This is a genomic window from Kordiimonas marina (assembly GCF_023006325.1).
Lineage (GTDB): Bacteria > Pseudomonadota > Alphaproteobacteria > Sphingomonadales > Kordiimonadaceae > Kordiimonas > Kordiimonas marina.
Genome location: NZ_JAINDF010000004.1, coordinates 196,488 through 212,768, shown reverse-complemented (window position 1 = coordinate 212,768; position 16,281 = coordinate 196,488). Strand labels below are relative to the sequence as shown.

Annotated in this window: 12 protein-coding genes; 10 read left to right on the top strand and 2 right to left on the bottom strand. The window is 60.8% G+C overall.

Annotation, left to right across the window (positions count from 1 at the left end; genetic code table 11):
- The first annotated feature begins 527 nt into the window (after positions 1-527).
- From K6118_RS10360 to K6118_RS10345, 4 genes are all read left to right on the top strand, one after another.
- A complete protein-coding gene (locus tag K6118_RS10360) occupies positions 528-2,324 on the top strand; it encodes a DUF885 domain-containing protein (RefSeq protein ID WP_247120278.1) in 1,797 nt (598 codons plus the stop codon).
- Positions 2,325-2,811: 487 nt separating this feature from the next.
- Positions 2,812-3,132 (top strand): GIY-YIG nuclease family protein, encoded by a 321-nt coding sequence (locus K6118_RS10355; RefSeq protein WP_281500761.1) that lies wholly within the window; start codon positions 2,812-2,814, stop codon positions 3,130-3,132.
- Positions 3,133-3,151: 19 nt separating this feature from the next.
- A complete protein-coding gene (locus K6118_RS10350) occupies positions 3,152-3,706 on the top strand; it encodes a 3'-5' exonuclease (protein WP_247120276.1) in 555 nt (184 codons plus the stop codon).
- Positions 3,707-3,837: 131 nt separating this feature from the next.
- Entirely contained in the window at positions 3,838-6,288 is a 2,451-nt protein-coding gene (locus K6118_RS10345) for a zinc-dependent metalloprotease (protein ID WP_247120275.1), read from the top strand.
- 169 nt (positions 6,289-6,457) lie between these two features.
- On the opposite strand, the gene K6118_RS10340 is transcribed toward K6118_RS10345, so the two are convergent.
- Both K6118_RS10340 and K6118_RS10330 read right to left on the bottom strand, forming a co-directional pair.
- Positions 6,458-7,909, bottom strand: coding sequence for a calcium-binding protein (locus K6118_RS10340; RefSeq protein WP_247120274.1), 1,452 nt, complete (start codon positions 7,907-7,909; stop codon positions 6,458-6,460).
- Positions 7,910-8,517: 608 nt separating this feature from the next.
- Entirely contained in the window at positions 8,518-9,666 is a 1,149-nt protein-coding gene (locus K6118_RS10330) for a calcium-binding protein (RefSeq protein ID WP_281500747.1), read from the bottom strand.
- Between the two features lie 700 nt (positions 9,667-10,366).
- On the opposite strand from K6118_RS10330, the gene K6118_RS10325 reads away from it, so the two are divergent.
- The 6 genes from K6118_RS10325 to K6118_RS10300 are packed head-to-tail and all read left to right on the top strand — an operon-like array spanning position 10,367 to position 16,270.
- Positions 10,367-10,678 carry a division/cell wall cluster transcriptional repressor MraZ gene (locus K6118_RS10325; RefSeq protein WP_247120273.1) on the top strand — a complete coding sequence of 104 codons (312 nt, stop codon included), beginning with the start codon at positions 10,367-10,369 and terminating at the stop codon, positions 10,676-10,678.
- Positions 10,675-11,700: a 16S rRNA (cytosine(1402)-N(4))-methyltransferase RsmH gene (gene rsmH, locus K6118_RS10320; RefSeq protein WP_247120272.1), complete on the top strand. Its 1,026-nt coding sequence runs from the start codon at positions 10,675-10,677 to the stop codon at positions 11,698-11,700. Before K6118_RS10325 ends, rsmH begins: the two co-directional genes overlap by 4 nt.
- Positions 11,693-12,127, top strand: coding sequence for a cell division protein FtsL (gene ftsL, locus K6118_RS10315; RefSeq protein WP_247120271.1), 435 nt, complete (start codon positions 11,693-11,695; stop codon positions 12,125-12,127). Before rsmH ends, ftsL begins: the two co-directional genes overlap by 8 nt.
- Complete coding sequence (locus K6118_RS10310; RefSeq protein ID WP_247120270.1) at positions 12,124-13,821, top strand: peptidoglycan D,D-transpeptidase FtsI family protein; 1,698 nt, start codon at positions 12,124-12,126, stop codon at positions 13,819-13,821. Before ftsL ends, K6118_RS10310 begins: the two co-directional genes overlap by 4 nt.
- An 11-nt stretch (positions 13,822-13,832) precedes the next feature.
- On the top strand, positions 13,833-15,284 hold the full coding sequence (locus K6118_RS10305; protein ID WP_247120269.1) for a UDP-N-acetylmuramoyl-L-alanyl-D-glutamate--2,6-diaminopimelate ligase: 1,452 nt from the start codon (positions 13,833-13,835) through the stop codon (positions 15,282-15,284).
- Positions 15,281-16,270, top strand: coding sequence for a hypothetical protein (locus K6118_RS10300; protein WP_247120268.1), 990 nt, complete (start codon positions 15,281-15,283; stop codon positions 16,268-16,270). The genes K6118_RS10305 and K6118_RS10300 overlap by 4 nt, the downstream gene beginning before the upstream one ends.
- Positions 16,271-16,281 lie beyond the last annotated feature (11 nt).

The following is a 16,281-nucleotide window of genomic DNA, read 5'->3' as shown; positions in this document are numbered from 1 at the left end:
CTAGCGCGACCGCAAAGGAAGAGCCGTTCCATTTGGAACGGCTTTTTTCTTTGGGTTGGCCGTATGGCGACATTGCTAAAGCTATTTGATCTGATCAAGCACATCTTCTGATAGCAGATAGCGCTTTATGCATCTAAATTGTAGAAAGAGACTAAACCAGTAAACGATACTCTATTGTCTGAAGGTTGGGGTTCCTGTCATGCCGGGACTTGATCCCGGCATCCATGCGGTGGTGGCTGAGGGTGCCGATCTCGGCAAGCAGGGTTAATGGATAGCGGGATCAAGTCCCGCTATGACATGGGGTGGAGGCGTAGGGCACGCGCTGTACAGCCGTTGATTACAAATCAACGGCCCTCATTTGCCTCTTCCAATCTTTCCATCCCACAACCCACTTCCACCGCACGGCGGGCACGCCTCGGCGCATTCTCATTTGACGGGTGCATATATGCACGGCATGATGCGTCTCGGGGCAGGGGAGCGTCCTTGCGCCAATAATATAAAAAACTGACAGTCCGAGGAGAAAATCCATGTCATTCAAGAAACGCGGCCGCGTTGCGGTCGCTGGCGTTAGCCTTATTGCGGTTGTTTGTGGTCTTGGCCTTCCGGCGAGTGCCGAAGAAAGCTGGGTCGAGAAAAGCAACGCTTACTCGCAGCAACTGCTGCAGCTTCTGGCCAAATATAACCCGGAACAGGCCACTATGGTGGGTGTCGCCAGCGCGGACGCCGACGTTGAGGACCTGCGCCCGCATGTGCTGGAACGCCAGACAGCCGACGCCGAAAAGATCATCGCCAAGCTCAAGGTCGCGATGACGAAGGAGACCGACCCGTCGCTCAAGCAGGACCTGGCCATCATGGTCGATGCGCTCGAGGACGGCATCACCAGCGAAAAGCTGCATAACAGGGTCGAAATTCCTTACTACAACCTGCCGCAGACCATTTATTCGGGCTTCCGCTCGCTGCTCGGGCCGGGCAGTGACAAAAGCCGCCACGAGAAAGCCGTGCTGCGCCTCAAGCGCTATGCCGGGCTGGTGGAAGGCTACACGCCGATCGTTCAGCTCGCTGAAGCCCGCACCACCGAACGGCTTGGTGACAAGAAGCTCATCGGCCCCTATATCGGCGAAATCAATCAGGACTTCAAACGCATGCCGGTCTTCATCGGCGGCATTGAGAAGCTCTTTAAGGATGCTGGCCTCACCGGATGGGAAGACGCCTACGCCACGCTCAAGACCCAGCTGACCGGCTATAAAGGCTTCGTCGAGAAACAGATCGTGCCGCGCGCCCGCCAGTCGGCCCGCCTGCCGCTGCCCTTGTATCAGGACGCGCTCAAACAGTGGGGTGTGGACGCGACGCCTGAACAGCTCATCGCCATGGCCCAGCTCGGCTATGCCGAAATCAAGGATGAGATGAAGGCGCTGGCGCCCCTGGTCGCCAAGGAAAAAGGCTACAAGACCACCGATTATCATGAGGTGATCAAGCTCCTCAAAAAGGAGAATATCCCCGGCGATCAGGTTGAGGCCTTCTACAAGCACCGCATCGACCAACTTGAGGATATCGCGCGCAAGCATAACCTTGTCACCATTCCGGACCGCAAGGCCAAGGTGCGCATGATGACCGCGGCTGAAACCGCCGCCAACCCGGCGCCGAACCTGCAACCGCCGCGGTTCGTCGGTGGCGACCCCGACCATAAGGAATATGCCACCTTCCGCCTGCCGCTTCTGAAGAAGAACGCTGACGGCACCTGGCAGCATACCGACGATACCTTCAAGGCCACCACCTGGACGCTGGCGGCGCACGAAGCCCGACCGGGGCATGAGCTTCAGTTCGGGGCGATGGTGGACCATGGTGTCTCGCTCGCGCGTCAGCTTTATGCCTTCAACAGCACAAACGTCGAAGGCTGGGCGCTTTATGCCGAAGCCATGAGCAAGCCTTACATGCCGCTCGATGGCCAGCTTCTCAGCCTGCAGAACCGGCTTCTCCGCGCCGCGCGCTGCTTCCTTGACCCAATGCTGAACCTCGGCCTCATCAGCCCGGCGGACGCCAAGCGTCTGCTGAAGGAAGACGTGGTGCTGGGTGAAGGCTGGGCGCAGAATGAGATCGAGCGCTACACCTACCGCATGCCGGGGCAGGCCACGGCCTATTTCTACGGCTATACCAAGCTGATGGCGCTGCAGACCGAAGTGCAGTTGCGCCTCCGCGACAAATATAGCGCCAAGGCCTTCCATGACTTCATCCTCGCCCAAGGCCTGCTGCCGCCGGACCTGATGCGCAAGGCCGTCCTGGACCGCTTCGTGCCCTCCGTCCTCGGCAAGAAAAAAGCCAGCTAAGCGCGGGTATAGCGATAGAAACCAGAAAGGGGTGCCTGAGGGCGCCCCTTTTTCATTTCAGTAAGTCGTCACCCTGAACTTGTTTCAGGGTCTATATCGGCCTCATGCGGCGCTGTTGGCCATGGATGCTGAAACAAGTTCAGCATGACGAGTATGAAAAGCAGCGCTGGAGCAAACACACCTGTCCCCCTGAGCTTGTTTGGCTGAGGTCGGCCTCAAAATCTGGGCGCACATCTCGAAAAAAGCTGCTTGGCTCAAAAATGGATGCTGTTTGCGAAGCTGGCTGTAGCCTGACAAGTTCAGCATGACGAGTATGAAAAGTGGCGCTTGAGCAAACACACCTGTCACCCTGAACTTGTTTCAGGGTCCATGTCGGAACCATGCGACGTGGTTGGGTATGGATGCTGAACCGAGTTCAGCATGACGGTGACGGTGACTGGGCGTGGCTGTGTTGATCACCAGCAGTATCCATGCATATTCTTTGAGGATGGAGAAAGCAGGGTACACATACATTCTTGCCTCAAAGAAGAACGGTACGCTCTATGTCGGCGTTACGTCTGACCTCATCAAACGCATCTGGCAGCACAGGGAAGGCGTGCAGGCAGGCTTCACATCACGCTATAACGTCAAGCGGCTCGTATACTATGAGGTGTTCGGGGATATGAGCCTGGCGATTGAGCGGGAGAAACAGCTCAAGCGCTGGCACCGGCCTTGGAAGGTTAACCTGATCGAAGAGAAAAACCCGGACTGGAAGGATTTGTATCCCGGTCTTGTCGGGGAAATGGACCCTGAAACAAGTTCAGGGTGACGCTAATGGGGGAGGGTTCATGAAAGTTGCGGTACTGGATTTTGAAACGGCGGACACCGGGGCGGACAGCGCCTGTGCCTTGGGCCTCGTCCTCGTTGAAGACGGGCAGATCGTCATGGAAGAATCCTACCTGATCCGTCCGCCAAGACAGACGTTCCTCTTTACCGACATTCACGGCATCACCTGGGCGGACGTGTGCGATGCCCCGACCTTCGAGGACTATCTGCCGGAGATAAACGACCGTCTGGCAGACGCGCGCTATATCGCGGCCCACAATGCCGGGTTCGACCGCAAGGTTCTCTGGACCTGTTATGGCGCGGCGGGGCACCGGCCGCCGCCGCAGGATACCCTGTGCACGGTGAAGCTTGCCCGTAACGCTTGGGGCCTGCGCCCGACCACCCTGCCGGATGTCTGTGCCCATTTCGGCTTTGAGCTCGATCACCACGACGCGCTTTCCGATGCCCGCGCCTGCGCCCGGATTGTTATGGAAGCTTTGGCGCAGGGTATTCCGCTCGACCGCGCCAAGCTGGGCCCGCCATCCTATCAGGTCAGGGTTCATGGGAATGGGCGTTAGGCCATTCCCTGCGGTGTGTAATTATCTTTCCTTGCCATTCTTCACGCCCTCGTGACGCGCTGCCCCCTTCCATTCGCGTGACTAATCTTTAAGGTAGTCGCCTTGTGGTCAATGGTTCATGGGGGAAATGTATGTCCTTACCCACCTTTTTAAGCCGCAGCCTTGTTGCCTGCGCGCTCCTCGCCTTGCCTGCCCATGCGTCCGACTTTGGCGACGCCGTCAAGGGGCTGAAACATAAGGAAGGCCTGATCGAAACCTATGTGGACAGTGCCAAGGCGCGGGTCCTCGTTGCCCTGCCGAAGCCGGATGAAGACGGTGTCGCCGGGCGCTATGTTTACGCAGCCTACCTCACGGGCGGCCTGGGCTCGAACCCCATGGGGCTGGACCACAGCCTGCCGGGCGATAGCCAGATCATCGATTTCAAGCAGATCGGTGACCATGTGGCCGCGGTGATTGAAAACACCGCCTTCACCGCCTCCGGCGCGCCGGAGGAGGCCCATGCGGTCAAGAACAGCTTCGCGCGCTCGATCATCTGGTCGACGCCGATTATCGCGACCGACAAGAAAACCGGCCGCCTGCTGATTGACCTGAGCGGGTTCCTCAAGCGCGATGCCATCGGCGTTGCCGCCCGGCTTGAAGCGCGTGGGCAGGGGCATTTCAAGCTCGATAAGGACCGCTCCTTCGTCGACACCAAGGAAGCGCATGCCTTCCCGATCAACGATGAATTCGATGCCTATATCACCTTCGCGGGGCAAAAGCCGGGGCCTGAGGTGGTGACCACCACGCCGGTGCCGGATGCCGTGACGCTGATCGCGCATTCGAGCTTCATCAAGCTGCCGGAACCGGGGTATGTGCCGCGCGTCAATGACGAACGCGCCGCGATCATCGGTATTTCCAAGGTGGATATGTCCGCGCCGCTCGATGGCGACACGGTCAAGAAACTGGTGCGCCGCTTCCGCCTGCAGAAGGACAAGGACGGCCACACGATCAAGCCGATCGTCATGTATGTCGACAACGCCGCGCCGGAGCCGATCCGCTCCGCGCTCGTTGAAGGCGCGAGCTGGTGGAAGGCCGCCTTCGCCGCTGCCGGCTTCCCGGACGGCTATCAGGTCAAGGTGCTGCCGAAGGGCGTGCACCCCCTCGATGCCCGCTATAATGTCATCAACTGGGTGCACCGGGCGACGCGCGGCTGGTCCTACGGCGCCGCGATCCATGACCCGCGCACGGGCGAGACGATCCGCGGCCTCGTGCTTCTGGGCTCGCTCCGCGTCCGTCAGGATATCCGTATTTTCGAGGCGCTCGCGGGGGCTGAGAAAACCGGCACCGGCGCGCCCGATGATCCGGTTCAGCTTGCACTCGCACGCATCCGCCAGCTGGCGGCGCACGAAACCGGCCACGCGCTCGGCTTCGGTCACAATATGGCGGCCAGCACCGCGCCCGGCGGCCACAGCGTGATGGATTACCCAGCCCCGGATGTCCGGGTGAAAGCCGACGGCACGCTCGACTTCAGCCACGCCTACGGTGTCGGCATCGGCGGCTGGGACAAGTGGAACGCCCGCTTCCTTTATGGCGATGAAGATCACGCCAAGCTGATCAAGGAAGCCGACGCAAAAGGCTACGTCTATATCCGTGACGAAGATTCCCGTCCGATTTCCTCCGGCGAAGCCCGCGGGGCTTTGTGGGACACGGGCTCCGACCCGCTCGCAAGCCTGAAGAACACGCTGCACGTCCGCCGTATCGCGCTCGACAAGTTCGGCCCGCATAACCTCAGGAAGGGGGAAAGCTTCGGCGCACTGCAGGCCAAGTTCGTGCCGCTTTATCTGTATGACCGTTACCAGCTTCAGGCGGCGGCCAAATCGCTCGGCGGTCTGATCTACCAATATCGTCATGAGGGCGATGGCCGTCCGGCACCGTCCGTGGTGTCGGTGGACCGCCAGAAGGAAGCGCTCGACCTGCTCCTTCAAACTGTTGCACCTGCAACACTTGATGTGACCGATAAAGTGCTGGATACGCTGACACCTGTTGCATACGCGGACGGCGATCCGACCTTCGTGCGCGAGACCTTCAAGGCCCCCGCCCGCCCGCAGTTTGACCTGATGGGAATCGCCCGGGTTTCTGCGGATATTACCTTTAACGCCATGCTCGCACCGGCCCGGCTCGCCCGTGTCGACGCGCAGGACCTGAAGGGTCTTGGCCTCCAGGCGATGTTTGCGGAAGCAACGAGCACGCTGATGGCCAGCCCGCGCAAGGAAAGCCGCCGTCACCAGCGCCTGCGTCAGATTGTGGCGGATGTTTACGCTAACCATCTGATCGCGCTGACCTTTGGCACGGATACACCGCCCAACGTCAGTGCCGCTGCCCGCTCCGCGCTCATGGATGTGCGCACCGCCGCCATGCGCATGAGCGGTGAGATGAAAGCCTACGGCAAAGGTCTGATCGCCCGCATCGACGACGCGCTCGCCCGCGGCCGCACGCCTGCCGTGAAGGCCGCCGCCGGTCCTGCGGTACCGCCGGGTAGCCCGATTGGCGCGACCACCGGTGAGGATTGCTGGTTCTGCGATACGGATACGCTGCTGCGCTAAGCGGCGTCTTGGAAAAGCTAGATAAGAGAAAGGGGGCCGAAGCCCCCTTTTTTATCGCCTGTGTCCCCCATTGCGCATTTCGGAGAGAGGCTGGTCTGGATGGTGATGACCGGCCCCGGGAGAAGGGGATCGCCCGCGCGGGGTCCGCGCGGGCAGGCGTGCTTGGAAGTTAGATGAAGTCGAACCAGGCCGGGTCCGCCGTGCCGTGCACGTCGGTCAACAGCAGGCTGTTGTCGCCCCAGGTGATCATCATGCCATCGTTGGTGTCGGTGATGGTGAGGTCGCTGAACTGAACCCCGGCCGCCGAGAAGTTGAGCATGTCGGAGCCTGCTTCGAAGTCCTTGATGACATCGTTGCCGGACGTGCTGTCGAAGACGAACTGGTCTGCACCAGCACCCCCATGAAGGATGTCGTCGCCGTTGCCGCCGGTAATGGTGTCGTCACCCTGGCCGCCGAACAACGTGTCGTTGCCGTCACCACCGTTCAGGTCGTCATTGCCTTCACCGCCATAGAGGCGATCGCTGCCGGCATCGCCGGTCACCGTATCATCGTCGGTGCCGCCGAACAGCTTGTCGTCGCCGTTGCCGCCGTCGACCGTGTCGCTGCCGTTGCCGCCGAAGCACATGTCGTCGCCGTTACCGCCGGAGACGTCATCGTTACCGCTGTGACCGGCATAAAGCGTGTCGTTGCCATCGAGGCCGTTGATGTCGTCGTCGCCGTCGCCGCCGCCGACCTTGTCGCCGCCTGCGCCGCCATAGACCGTATCGGCGCCTTCGCCAGCCCAGAGGGCATCGCTATTGGCGGTCGCGCCGGTGCCGTCGTCGAACGTGTCACCACTATCGACCAGGCCGTCACCGTTGGTGTCTTCCCAGTTGCCGCCGACGATCACGTCATCGCCGTTGCCGCCGAAGATCGTGTCGGCGCCAGACGCGTGATGACCATGGCCGTTGCCATGTTCGCCACCGAACAGGCTGTCGTTGCCATTACCGCCGCCCATGACGTCATCGCCATTGCCACCGGAGAAGGTGTCATCGGACTCGTCGCCTTTGCCAGCCCACATCTTGTCGTTGCCGTCGCCGCCGTCGATGGTGTCTGCGCCAGCGCCGCCCACGATAGTGTCGTCGCCGTTACCGGCATCGATGACATCGTCGTTGCTGTCGCCGCGCAAAAATTCGGCATGGTCGTTGGCGTGTTCGGCGCCTTGGCCGTGCTCGCCAGCCTGGCCGTGATCTGAATCGTCGTTGGAGCTGTCGTCGTTGGAACTGTCGCCGTTCGAGGTGTCATCGTTCGATGTGCCATCGAGCGTGTCATCGTTCGAACCGGTCAGCGTGTCATCGTTCGAGCCGGTCAACGTGTCCCCGTTCGAGCCGGTGAGTGTATCGCCGTTCGATCCCGTCAAGGTGTCCCCGTTGGAACCGGTGAGCGTATCGCCGTTCGAGCCAGTGAGCGTGTCGCCATTGGACCCCGTCAAGGTGTCGCCGTTGGAGCCGGTAAGGGTGTCGCTATTGGAACCGGTGAGTGTATCGCCGTTGGCCGTTGTTGCCGCCTGTGGGACGGCTTCCATGCCAAAGCTTTGCGGGCCGAAGAGATCTCCGGCCTGATAAGGATCATAAGATGCCACTGTGAGTGCCTCCTGAAATTGCCTGGATAGGCGGCTTTTAACTGCCTGATGGACGAAAGTTTATGGTGGGTTTGTTACGGAAAGCATAATGATTGCAGTGGCTTATAGTAAAAGAACCGGAAAATTTTAACTATTTCAAGGTCGGCCTCCGCCGCAATGAACCGCGGAATTCCGGGCTTTCGGGGCGTTTGTGATGGTGGTTGGCCGCCAGTGGCTGGGTCCAGCCTCTGAAAAAAAATCCAAAAAATTACGCTGCCCTGACACCGGTATGTTGTTTCGCATTCCCCTAAGGCTGATTTGGGACGCCGTGGGATGGTCTGCGGGATCGGAGTCTTTGCATGGACTTGTGGTTTCCCATGCCGTTTGAGGGGGGCTTTAACGGTATGAATGTTGAGCCAGCACCACGCTTACTGACGCCATCCCGATGGTGTCGTTGCTTCGGAGGTGGACCGAGGGGGCGTTGGATGCCACAGCGCCCCCAATGAGGCCTTCTGAGCGTGTGTCGCGGGCCATCTTTTGTGGGTCATGATTCTTCGCCTCGATAAAAGGAGGCCGAAGCCTCCTTTTCACGTCTCATTGGGTTATCCGGGCTATCCCCGTGTGCTTAATTAAAGAAGTACGGCGCCTGGTAAAAGGTCGTCCAACGTCATGTTCGAAAGGTGGATGACAGTGTCGCCGAAGCTGATGACAAGGTCGGCTCCGTCAGTGTGCGTGGCGGCAAGCAGAGCATCTCTGTCAGCGAAGCCTGCGGCAGTGAGGTCCAGGACATCCGTATCGGCATTGAAGTCGGTTACGGTGTCATTGCCACTTGTTCGTCCGAAGATGAAATGGTCAGCGCCATCACCGCCAGTGAGCGTGTCGTTACCCAGGCCACCCCACAGGGAATCATCGCCAAGGCCGCCTTCCATGCTGTCATCTCCGACGCCGCCGAACAGGCGGTCATCACCCGCGCCGCCTGACAGTGTGTCATTGTTCTGTCCGCCGCCGAGTGTGTCGTTGCCGTTGCCGCCAATCAGCAGGTCATCACCACGACCGCCCCACAAGACGCTCGACCCTTCTCCTGCCTTGGCTTCTCCCGTGTCGAAGCGGTTGTTGCCGTTCTGGTCCAGCCAATGCCCGGCAATCAGCGTGTCATTGCCCAGGCCCCCCATCAGGTGGTCCTGGCCTGCTTCCTGGTTGAGGGTGCCGGAGTTGCCGCCGATAAGCAGGTCATTCCCTGCGCCGCCTGCCATGGTATCATTGCCGATGCCACCGATCAGGATGTCTCGTCCGGTATCGCCCGCCCCAGCCCAGACCTTGTCGTCGCCGATGCTGGCCTGCACAGTATCGTGGCCGCTCCCGGCGATAATGGTATCGTTGCCCCCGCCTGCCAGGATTTCATTGTTATCATCGGTACCCACAAGCCGGTCGGGGCCTGATGTGCCGCCAACGTATACGGACGTGGCAAAGACGAATTGGTCATTATTCATTTCCGCCACATCGACGCCGTCCAGCATCAGGCTATTGCCAAGGCCGTCTGTGATGAGCGTACCGCCGTCGGACGCCGTCAGGGTGAGGTCAAAATAATGCAGGTCGGTTGCCGAAAGGTCGATGGTGTCGGCGCCGGGAAGGAAGTCGGTAATCCGATCTGCTCCCCAGTCGCTGTAGCCGCCTGATGCCAGGACGAACACGTCCGATCCTGTGCCGCCTGAAAAGATGTCGTTTCCGGGGCTGCCGATCAATGTATCGTCCCCGGTTGTGCCGGTCAGTGTTGTCATTTCAAGTCTCCACGCGGGGTATTAGGCCCCGCTTCGCTGTCTAGATTTTTTTCTTTGTACTTTCATCTGTGCCTCATTTTCGGGGCGCGAATAAAATGAAAGTAAAAATGCGGATAATCTTTCTGAGTGGGCCGGTCAATTTGGATATTGGTTTAGGGCCCAATGGTATCCAAGGGGCCGAGTGGCAGGGTGGGGCGGCCGATTTGGGAACTATATGGGATGCCATGGGGGCGGCGCTTGAGAGGAGGGGCGTGTCTGGTTTGCCAGTTTCCCATGCTGTCCCATCGTGCCCCCGACTAGGAAGCCCTATCAGCACATTTTTATGCGGAACATTAAAAGAACAAAATGTAACATCTATATGAATCAAAAGGAATATTTGTGCTTTTGTGGCTTATCTTTATGCCCAGAAAAACGCACTTAATCCCATAAAGTCCCATTGACCACCTATAGAAACCCATGATATCCCAAATAGGTCCAGATGACGATCTGGATGCCTGCTCGTGCGTTTGGCGGCGTGCCGGTGGGGAAATTCGGGGGAAACGGGACAATGGCATTTTTCCTGTCCACATTTACGAACAAGGTTGACAAGAAGGGACGCGTGTCCGTTCCGGCAGCCTTTCGTGCCGCCGTTTCCCAAAGCCAATTCCCCGGTATTGTCGTTTATCGTCCGCTAAACCTGCCCTGTATCGAAGGGGCGGATATGACCTTCCTTGAACAGCTCTCCGACCGGCTTTACGGCGACTTTGGTCCCTTCGACCCCGATCAAATGTCTGTCGCCACCGCCATTCTCGCCGGCGCGAGCCAGCTGTCGTTCGACCCCGAAGGCCGGGTCATGCTGCCAAATGACCTGAAGGCTTTCGCGGGTATCGATGCCGCCGCCACCTTTGTCGGTATCGGCCGCAAGTTCCAGATCTGGAACCCTGAAGCCTTTGAAGCCCACCGTGCCCAGCAAATGGCTGTGGCCGCAGACACCGCCCCCAAACTTCCGCCCTTCGGGGGAGGTCGTCCATGAGCGTAGCGCCGGGCCATCGCCATACAAAAGACGGTGCCGGCCAGCATATCCCCGTTATGCTGGCTGAGGTTCTGGCCACGCTTGATCCCAAAGATGGTGAAATTTATGTCGACGGCACGTTTGGTGCCGGCGGCTATACGCGCGCCATTCTTGAGGCAGCTGATTGCACCGTCTATGCCATCGACCGGGACCCGGACGCGATCCGGCGGTCTGCGGCCCTGAAAGCCGAGTTCGGTGACCGCTTCCATATGCTTGAAGGCTGCTTCGGCGATATGGCGTCGCTCGTCCGGGGCGCGGGTATCGAGGCCGTCAACGGTGTCGTGCTCGATATCGGCGTGTCGTCCTTCCAGCTTGATGAGGCTGAGCGCGGCTTCTCCTTCATGGAGGATGGCCCCTTGGACATGCGCATGGCGCGGTCGGGCGAAAGCGCGGCCGATGTCGTCAACACGTACGACGAAACGGCGCTTGCCAACCTGATCTATCAGTATGGTGAAGAGAAAAAGTCCCGCCGGGTTGCGGCCGCCATCGTGCGCGCCCGGGATGAGGAGCCGATTACCCGTACCCGCACGCTGGCCTCTATCATTGAGCGCACCTTGGGTATTCCGCCCCGGAAGAAGGGCATGAAGGCCGTTCATCCGGCTACCCGTACCTTCCAGGCGCTGCGTATTCATGTGAATGACGAACTGGGTGAACTTCAGCGCGGGCTTGAAGGCGCAGAGGCGCTGCTCGCCCCGGAAGGGCGGCTGGTGATCGTCGCTTTCCATTCTCTTGAAGACCGGATGGTCAAACAGTTCATGACCGAGCGCGCGGGCCGCCTGCCCGGCGGCAGCCGCCATTTGCCGCAGGCGGTGGATACCGGTCCCAAACCGACATTCGAGCTCAGGCTTAAGGGAGCCAAGAAGCCGGGTGCACGCGAAGAAGCGGAAAACCCGCGGTCGCGTTCCGCCCGGCTTCGCCAAGCCATCAGGACGGCTGCGCCTGCGTGGAAGCAGGCCGGCAAAGGGGGAAAAGCACATGCGTAGATTGGTAACCGCATTCGCCGCCGTGACGGCCCTCATCTCCGGGGCCGCGGTCCTCAAGCTCAAGCTTGTTGTTCAGGACAAGGCCGATCAGGTCCAGGCGCTTGCCGACAAAATCCATGACGACCAGGAAGCTATCCGCGTGCTGGATGCAGAGTGGGCGTATCTGACCACGCCGCGCGCGCTTGAAAACCAGTCTGCCAAGTTCCTGGCACTGATGCCGCCGAGGGCATCGCAAGTATTGACCAACCCGGACGTTATCCCTTTCCGGCCGCGTAGCGCCGGTGAGGTCGAGGACCCGGGTGTGCTGCTGCCCAGCCGCGAGACCAAGAAAGACAAGCCGAGTTCCGCCCAGTCCGGCCTTCAGGCCACAAGCCAGGAGGCGGGTGTACGTAAACCCCAAACCAACCAGAAAGGACAAGCCCTGTGAGCGTCGCCTACAGTTATCATAGCCCGGTTCTGGAAGGGGAGCGCAAGACGGCGCTGGAAATCGCCCGTGGGCGGCTGACGGTTGCGGTGCTGCTGTTTCTTTTGGGCTTTGCCATCATGGCGGCGCGGACCATTGAGCTTGGGATCAGCACCACGGCGGAAAAGCAGGTAGCGACCCGTACGATCGAGGTGCCGCCGGTCAAGGTGGCGCGTGCCGATATCGTGGACCGCAACGGTGAAATTCTGGCGACCAACCTGGAAACCTCCTCGCTTTACGCCAACCCGAGCGAGATCAAGAACCCGAAACTGGCGGCTGCCAAACTGGTTTCGGTGCTGCCGGACCTGTCGCTGGCGGATGTTGAGGAAAAGCTGTCCTCCGGCCGTAAGTTCGTGTGGCTCAAGCGCAAGCTGACGCCGCGTGAAAAATGGCAGGTCAATGCGCTGGGTATTCCGGCCTTCGCGTTCCAGGATGAGGAAGAGCGGGTTTACCCGCACGGGCGCTTGGCCGCGCATGCGCTCGGCTTCGTCGATGTGGACGGCAAGGGCCTGGCCGGGGTGGAGCATTTCTTCAATGACCGCCTGGACGACCCGGACCGGACCACCGAGCCTGTGAAGCTGTCGATCGACGTACGGGTGCAGTATGCCCTTGCCGATGAGCTGGAAGCCGCCAAGAACGCCTATCAGGCTGTGGGGGCCGCGGGCCTTGTGATGGACGTCAACACCGGCGAAGTGCTCGCCATGGTGTCCCTGCCGGATTATGACCCCAACAATGTGACCGGCGTCAGCGCCGATGAACGCTTCAACCGGGTGAGCCAGGGTGTGTATGAGCTTGGCTCCACCATGAAAACCTTCACCTTCGCCGCGGCGCTTGATGACGGTGTGGTCACGATGAATGACGGCTATGATGCCTCGAAGCCCCTGCATGTGGCGCGCTTCACCATCCATGATGACCATCCGCGCAACAGATTCCTCAGCGTGCCGGAGATTTTCGTCTATTCGTCGAACATCGGGACGGCGCAGATGGCGCTGGACCTCGGCACCGAACGCCAGCAGGCCTTCCTGTCCAAGGTTGGGCTGTTGCAGCCGTCGACCCTGGAGCTCAGCGAAGTCGGTGCCCCAATTTATCCCGCTCAGTGGCACAAAATTTCCACAATGACCATCTCCTATGGGCACGGTATCGCGGTGAGCCCGGTCCAGCTGGCCACCGGTATTTCGGCGATGGTCAATGGTGGGCGGCTGATGCCGGCCACGCTTATCCATACGAGCGGTTTGCACCATGGCGGACGGCAGGTGATCAGCCCGGCGACCAGCCGCAAGATCCGCCAGCTTCTGCGCCTGACGGTGATGAAGGGCACGGGCGGCCGGGCCAACGCCATCGGCTACCGTGTCGGCGGTAAGACCGGGACGGCCGAGAAGGCGGAAAATGGCGGCTATGCCCGGCATTCGCTGATCTCGTCCTTCGTCGGCGCTTACCCGATGGATGACCCGCGCTATGTGGTGTTCGCGCTCCTCGATGAGCCGCACGGCACCAAGGAAACCTTTGGCTACAAGACCGGCGGCTGGGTGGCAGCCCCTGTGGTCAAGAATGTGATTTTGCGGACGGCGCCGCTTCTGGGTATCGCGCCGCGGAAGGAAGACGAGGGGCTCTATCAGAAGACCTCCCTCCTCATCCACGACTATAAACACCACCGGTAGGATAGGGGCCAATGACACTAACCCTGACGGAATTGCTGGGCGGCAGAAAGGTAGCGGGAGATGTTCGTATCTCGGGCATGACCGTTGACAGCCGTGCCGTGCGTCCGGGGGACCTGTTCGTCGCGCTGCCCGGCACCAAGATGGATGGCCGTACCTTCATCCGCGATGCAGTCGCGAAAGGCGCGACCGCCATTCTGACCACGCCGCATGGTGCGCCGGATGATATCGGCGTGCCGGTGGTTGAGGACCAGAACCCGCGCAGGCGTTATGCCGATCTCGCGTCCCGCTATTACCATGCCCAACCTGAAACCATGGTGGCGGTGACTGGCACCAACGGCAAAACCTCGGTCGCTGATTTTACCCGCCAGATCTGGCAGCATCTCGGGCTTGAGGCCGCCAGTGTCGGTACGCTTGGCGTGCGCTCCGAGCATGTCAATGTATCGGGCGGGCTGACGACGCCGGACCCGATGGCGCTTCATGCCGCCTTGAAGGACCTCGCGGACGCGGGCGTGACCCATGCCGCGATTGAGGCTTCCAGCCACGGGCTTGACCAGTACCGGCTTGATGGGGTGCACCTGAAGGCGGCGGCCTTCACCAACCTCACCCGCGACCATATGGATTATCACAAGACCGAGCAGGGCTATTTCTTCGCCAAAGCCCGTCTGTTCGGAGAACTGCTCGCGCCGGGGTCCACCGCGGTCATCAATGTCGATGACCCGTGGGGGCAGATCCTTGAGGATATCGTCTGGGCGCGCGGGCTCGTGAGCCTGAGCGTCGGCACCGGGGAAGGGGCGAAAATTCGCCTTACCGGGCAAACTGTTAACCAGACAGGCCAGGAAATTACCGTCACCCACGCGGGGCTGACCCACAAGATCAACCTGCCGCTTGTCGGCTTCTTCCAGGCAGGCAACGCGCTCGTGGCCGCGGGGCTCGCCATCGCGACCGGTGCGGATCCCGTGGATGCGTTCGCGGCGCTCGCGCACCTCAGGGGTGTGCCGGGGCGGATGGAGCTGATCGGCAAATCCAAATCGGGCGGCGCCGTCTTCGTTGACTATGCCCACACGCCGGATGGTCTCAAGACCGTGCTTCAGGCCGCGCGGGCGCACAATCCCAAGCGGCTTCTGGTCGTGTTCGGCTGTGGTGGTGACCGCGATAGCGGCAAGCGTCCGCAGATGGGCGCGCTGGCCGCAGCGCTTGCCGACAAGGTTTTCGTGACCGACGACAACCCGAGAAGCGAAGACGCGGCCGCGATCCGCGCCGAGATCATGGCGGCAAGCGAGCACGCTACCGAGATCGGGGACCGTGGCGAGGCGATCCGGACCGCGATCCGCGAGCTTGAGCATGGCGATATGCTGATCGTCGCGGGCAAAGGCCATGAAGAAGGCCAGATCGTCGGTGACAAGATACTGCCTTTCTCGGATATCGAGGCGGTGCGGGCAATTCTAGCGGGGGAGGGCGAGTGATGCAGCTTGATGTGCCCCTGTGGACCTCCGCTGAGCTTCGCGCCGGGTGCGGCATTGCGTCTGCCCGGCCCTGGTATGCCGACCGGCTGGATATCGCCGGGCAGAAGGTAATGCCTGGCACGCTTTATGTCGCGCTTGGGCACGGGGATGATGTTCTCGATGTGTCCGAAGCCTTGTCCCGCGGGGCCATTGCGGCGCTGGTCGATAATCGTCAGGCCGGACTTGGCGGTGACGACCCGCGGCTCGTGCATGTTGATAATACCGAAACTGTCCTGAGGCAGATGGCGGTGAAGGCGCGGGACCGGGCACCGGCGACCCGTGTCGCGGTACTTGGCGACATGAGGGGGGCTGTCACGGCTATCCTCGCACAGGTTTTTGGGCTTGATGTTGAAGTGCAGGCTGCCGATGAGGGGCTTGCACCCTCTGTCCGCATCGCCCTCGCGCTGGCGCGGCTTGAGCGGAGCGCACGCTATGGTCTGTTTGATTTGGAGGCTGATGCCGACCTCATCGGCCTGATTGCGCCGCATGTGGTGCTTGTCGGGGCGGGCGGCGTGCAAGGGGTGGATGGGCTTCTGTCCGCGCTCCCGAAAGAGGCGGTTCTGGTTGTCGATATCACGGATAAGGCTGCCGCTTCCTTCGCGCGCCGTGCCGTGGAAGATGGACGGCAGGTGATGACCGTCTCCATGACCCGGAAAGCCGCGGTCCGCCCGGCCAAAATCATCGAACACAGCCATTGCACTTGCCTGAGCGCGGATATAGACGGTGTCCCCGTGACCTATAAGGTCGGCATCGCAGGTGCTGATTGGGTCGCCCTGAGCCTGATGATCCTGGCGGCGGTGAAAGCCGCGGATGCTGATCTCGGCCGGGCCGCGCTTTGTCTCGCGGGCCTGGGGTCAGCCTTGAATGACGATATGGAAGAGAGCGATTGGGCCGAAGGGCCTGATGCATCCCAGTGGGCGACCGCGCGCCGGGCGCTTGCGGAATAGTAGGGAGTAAG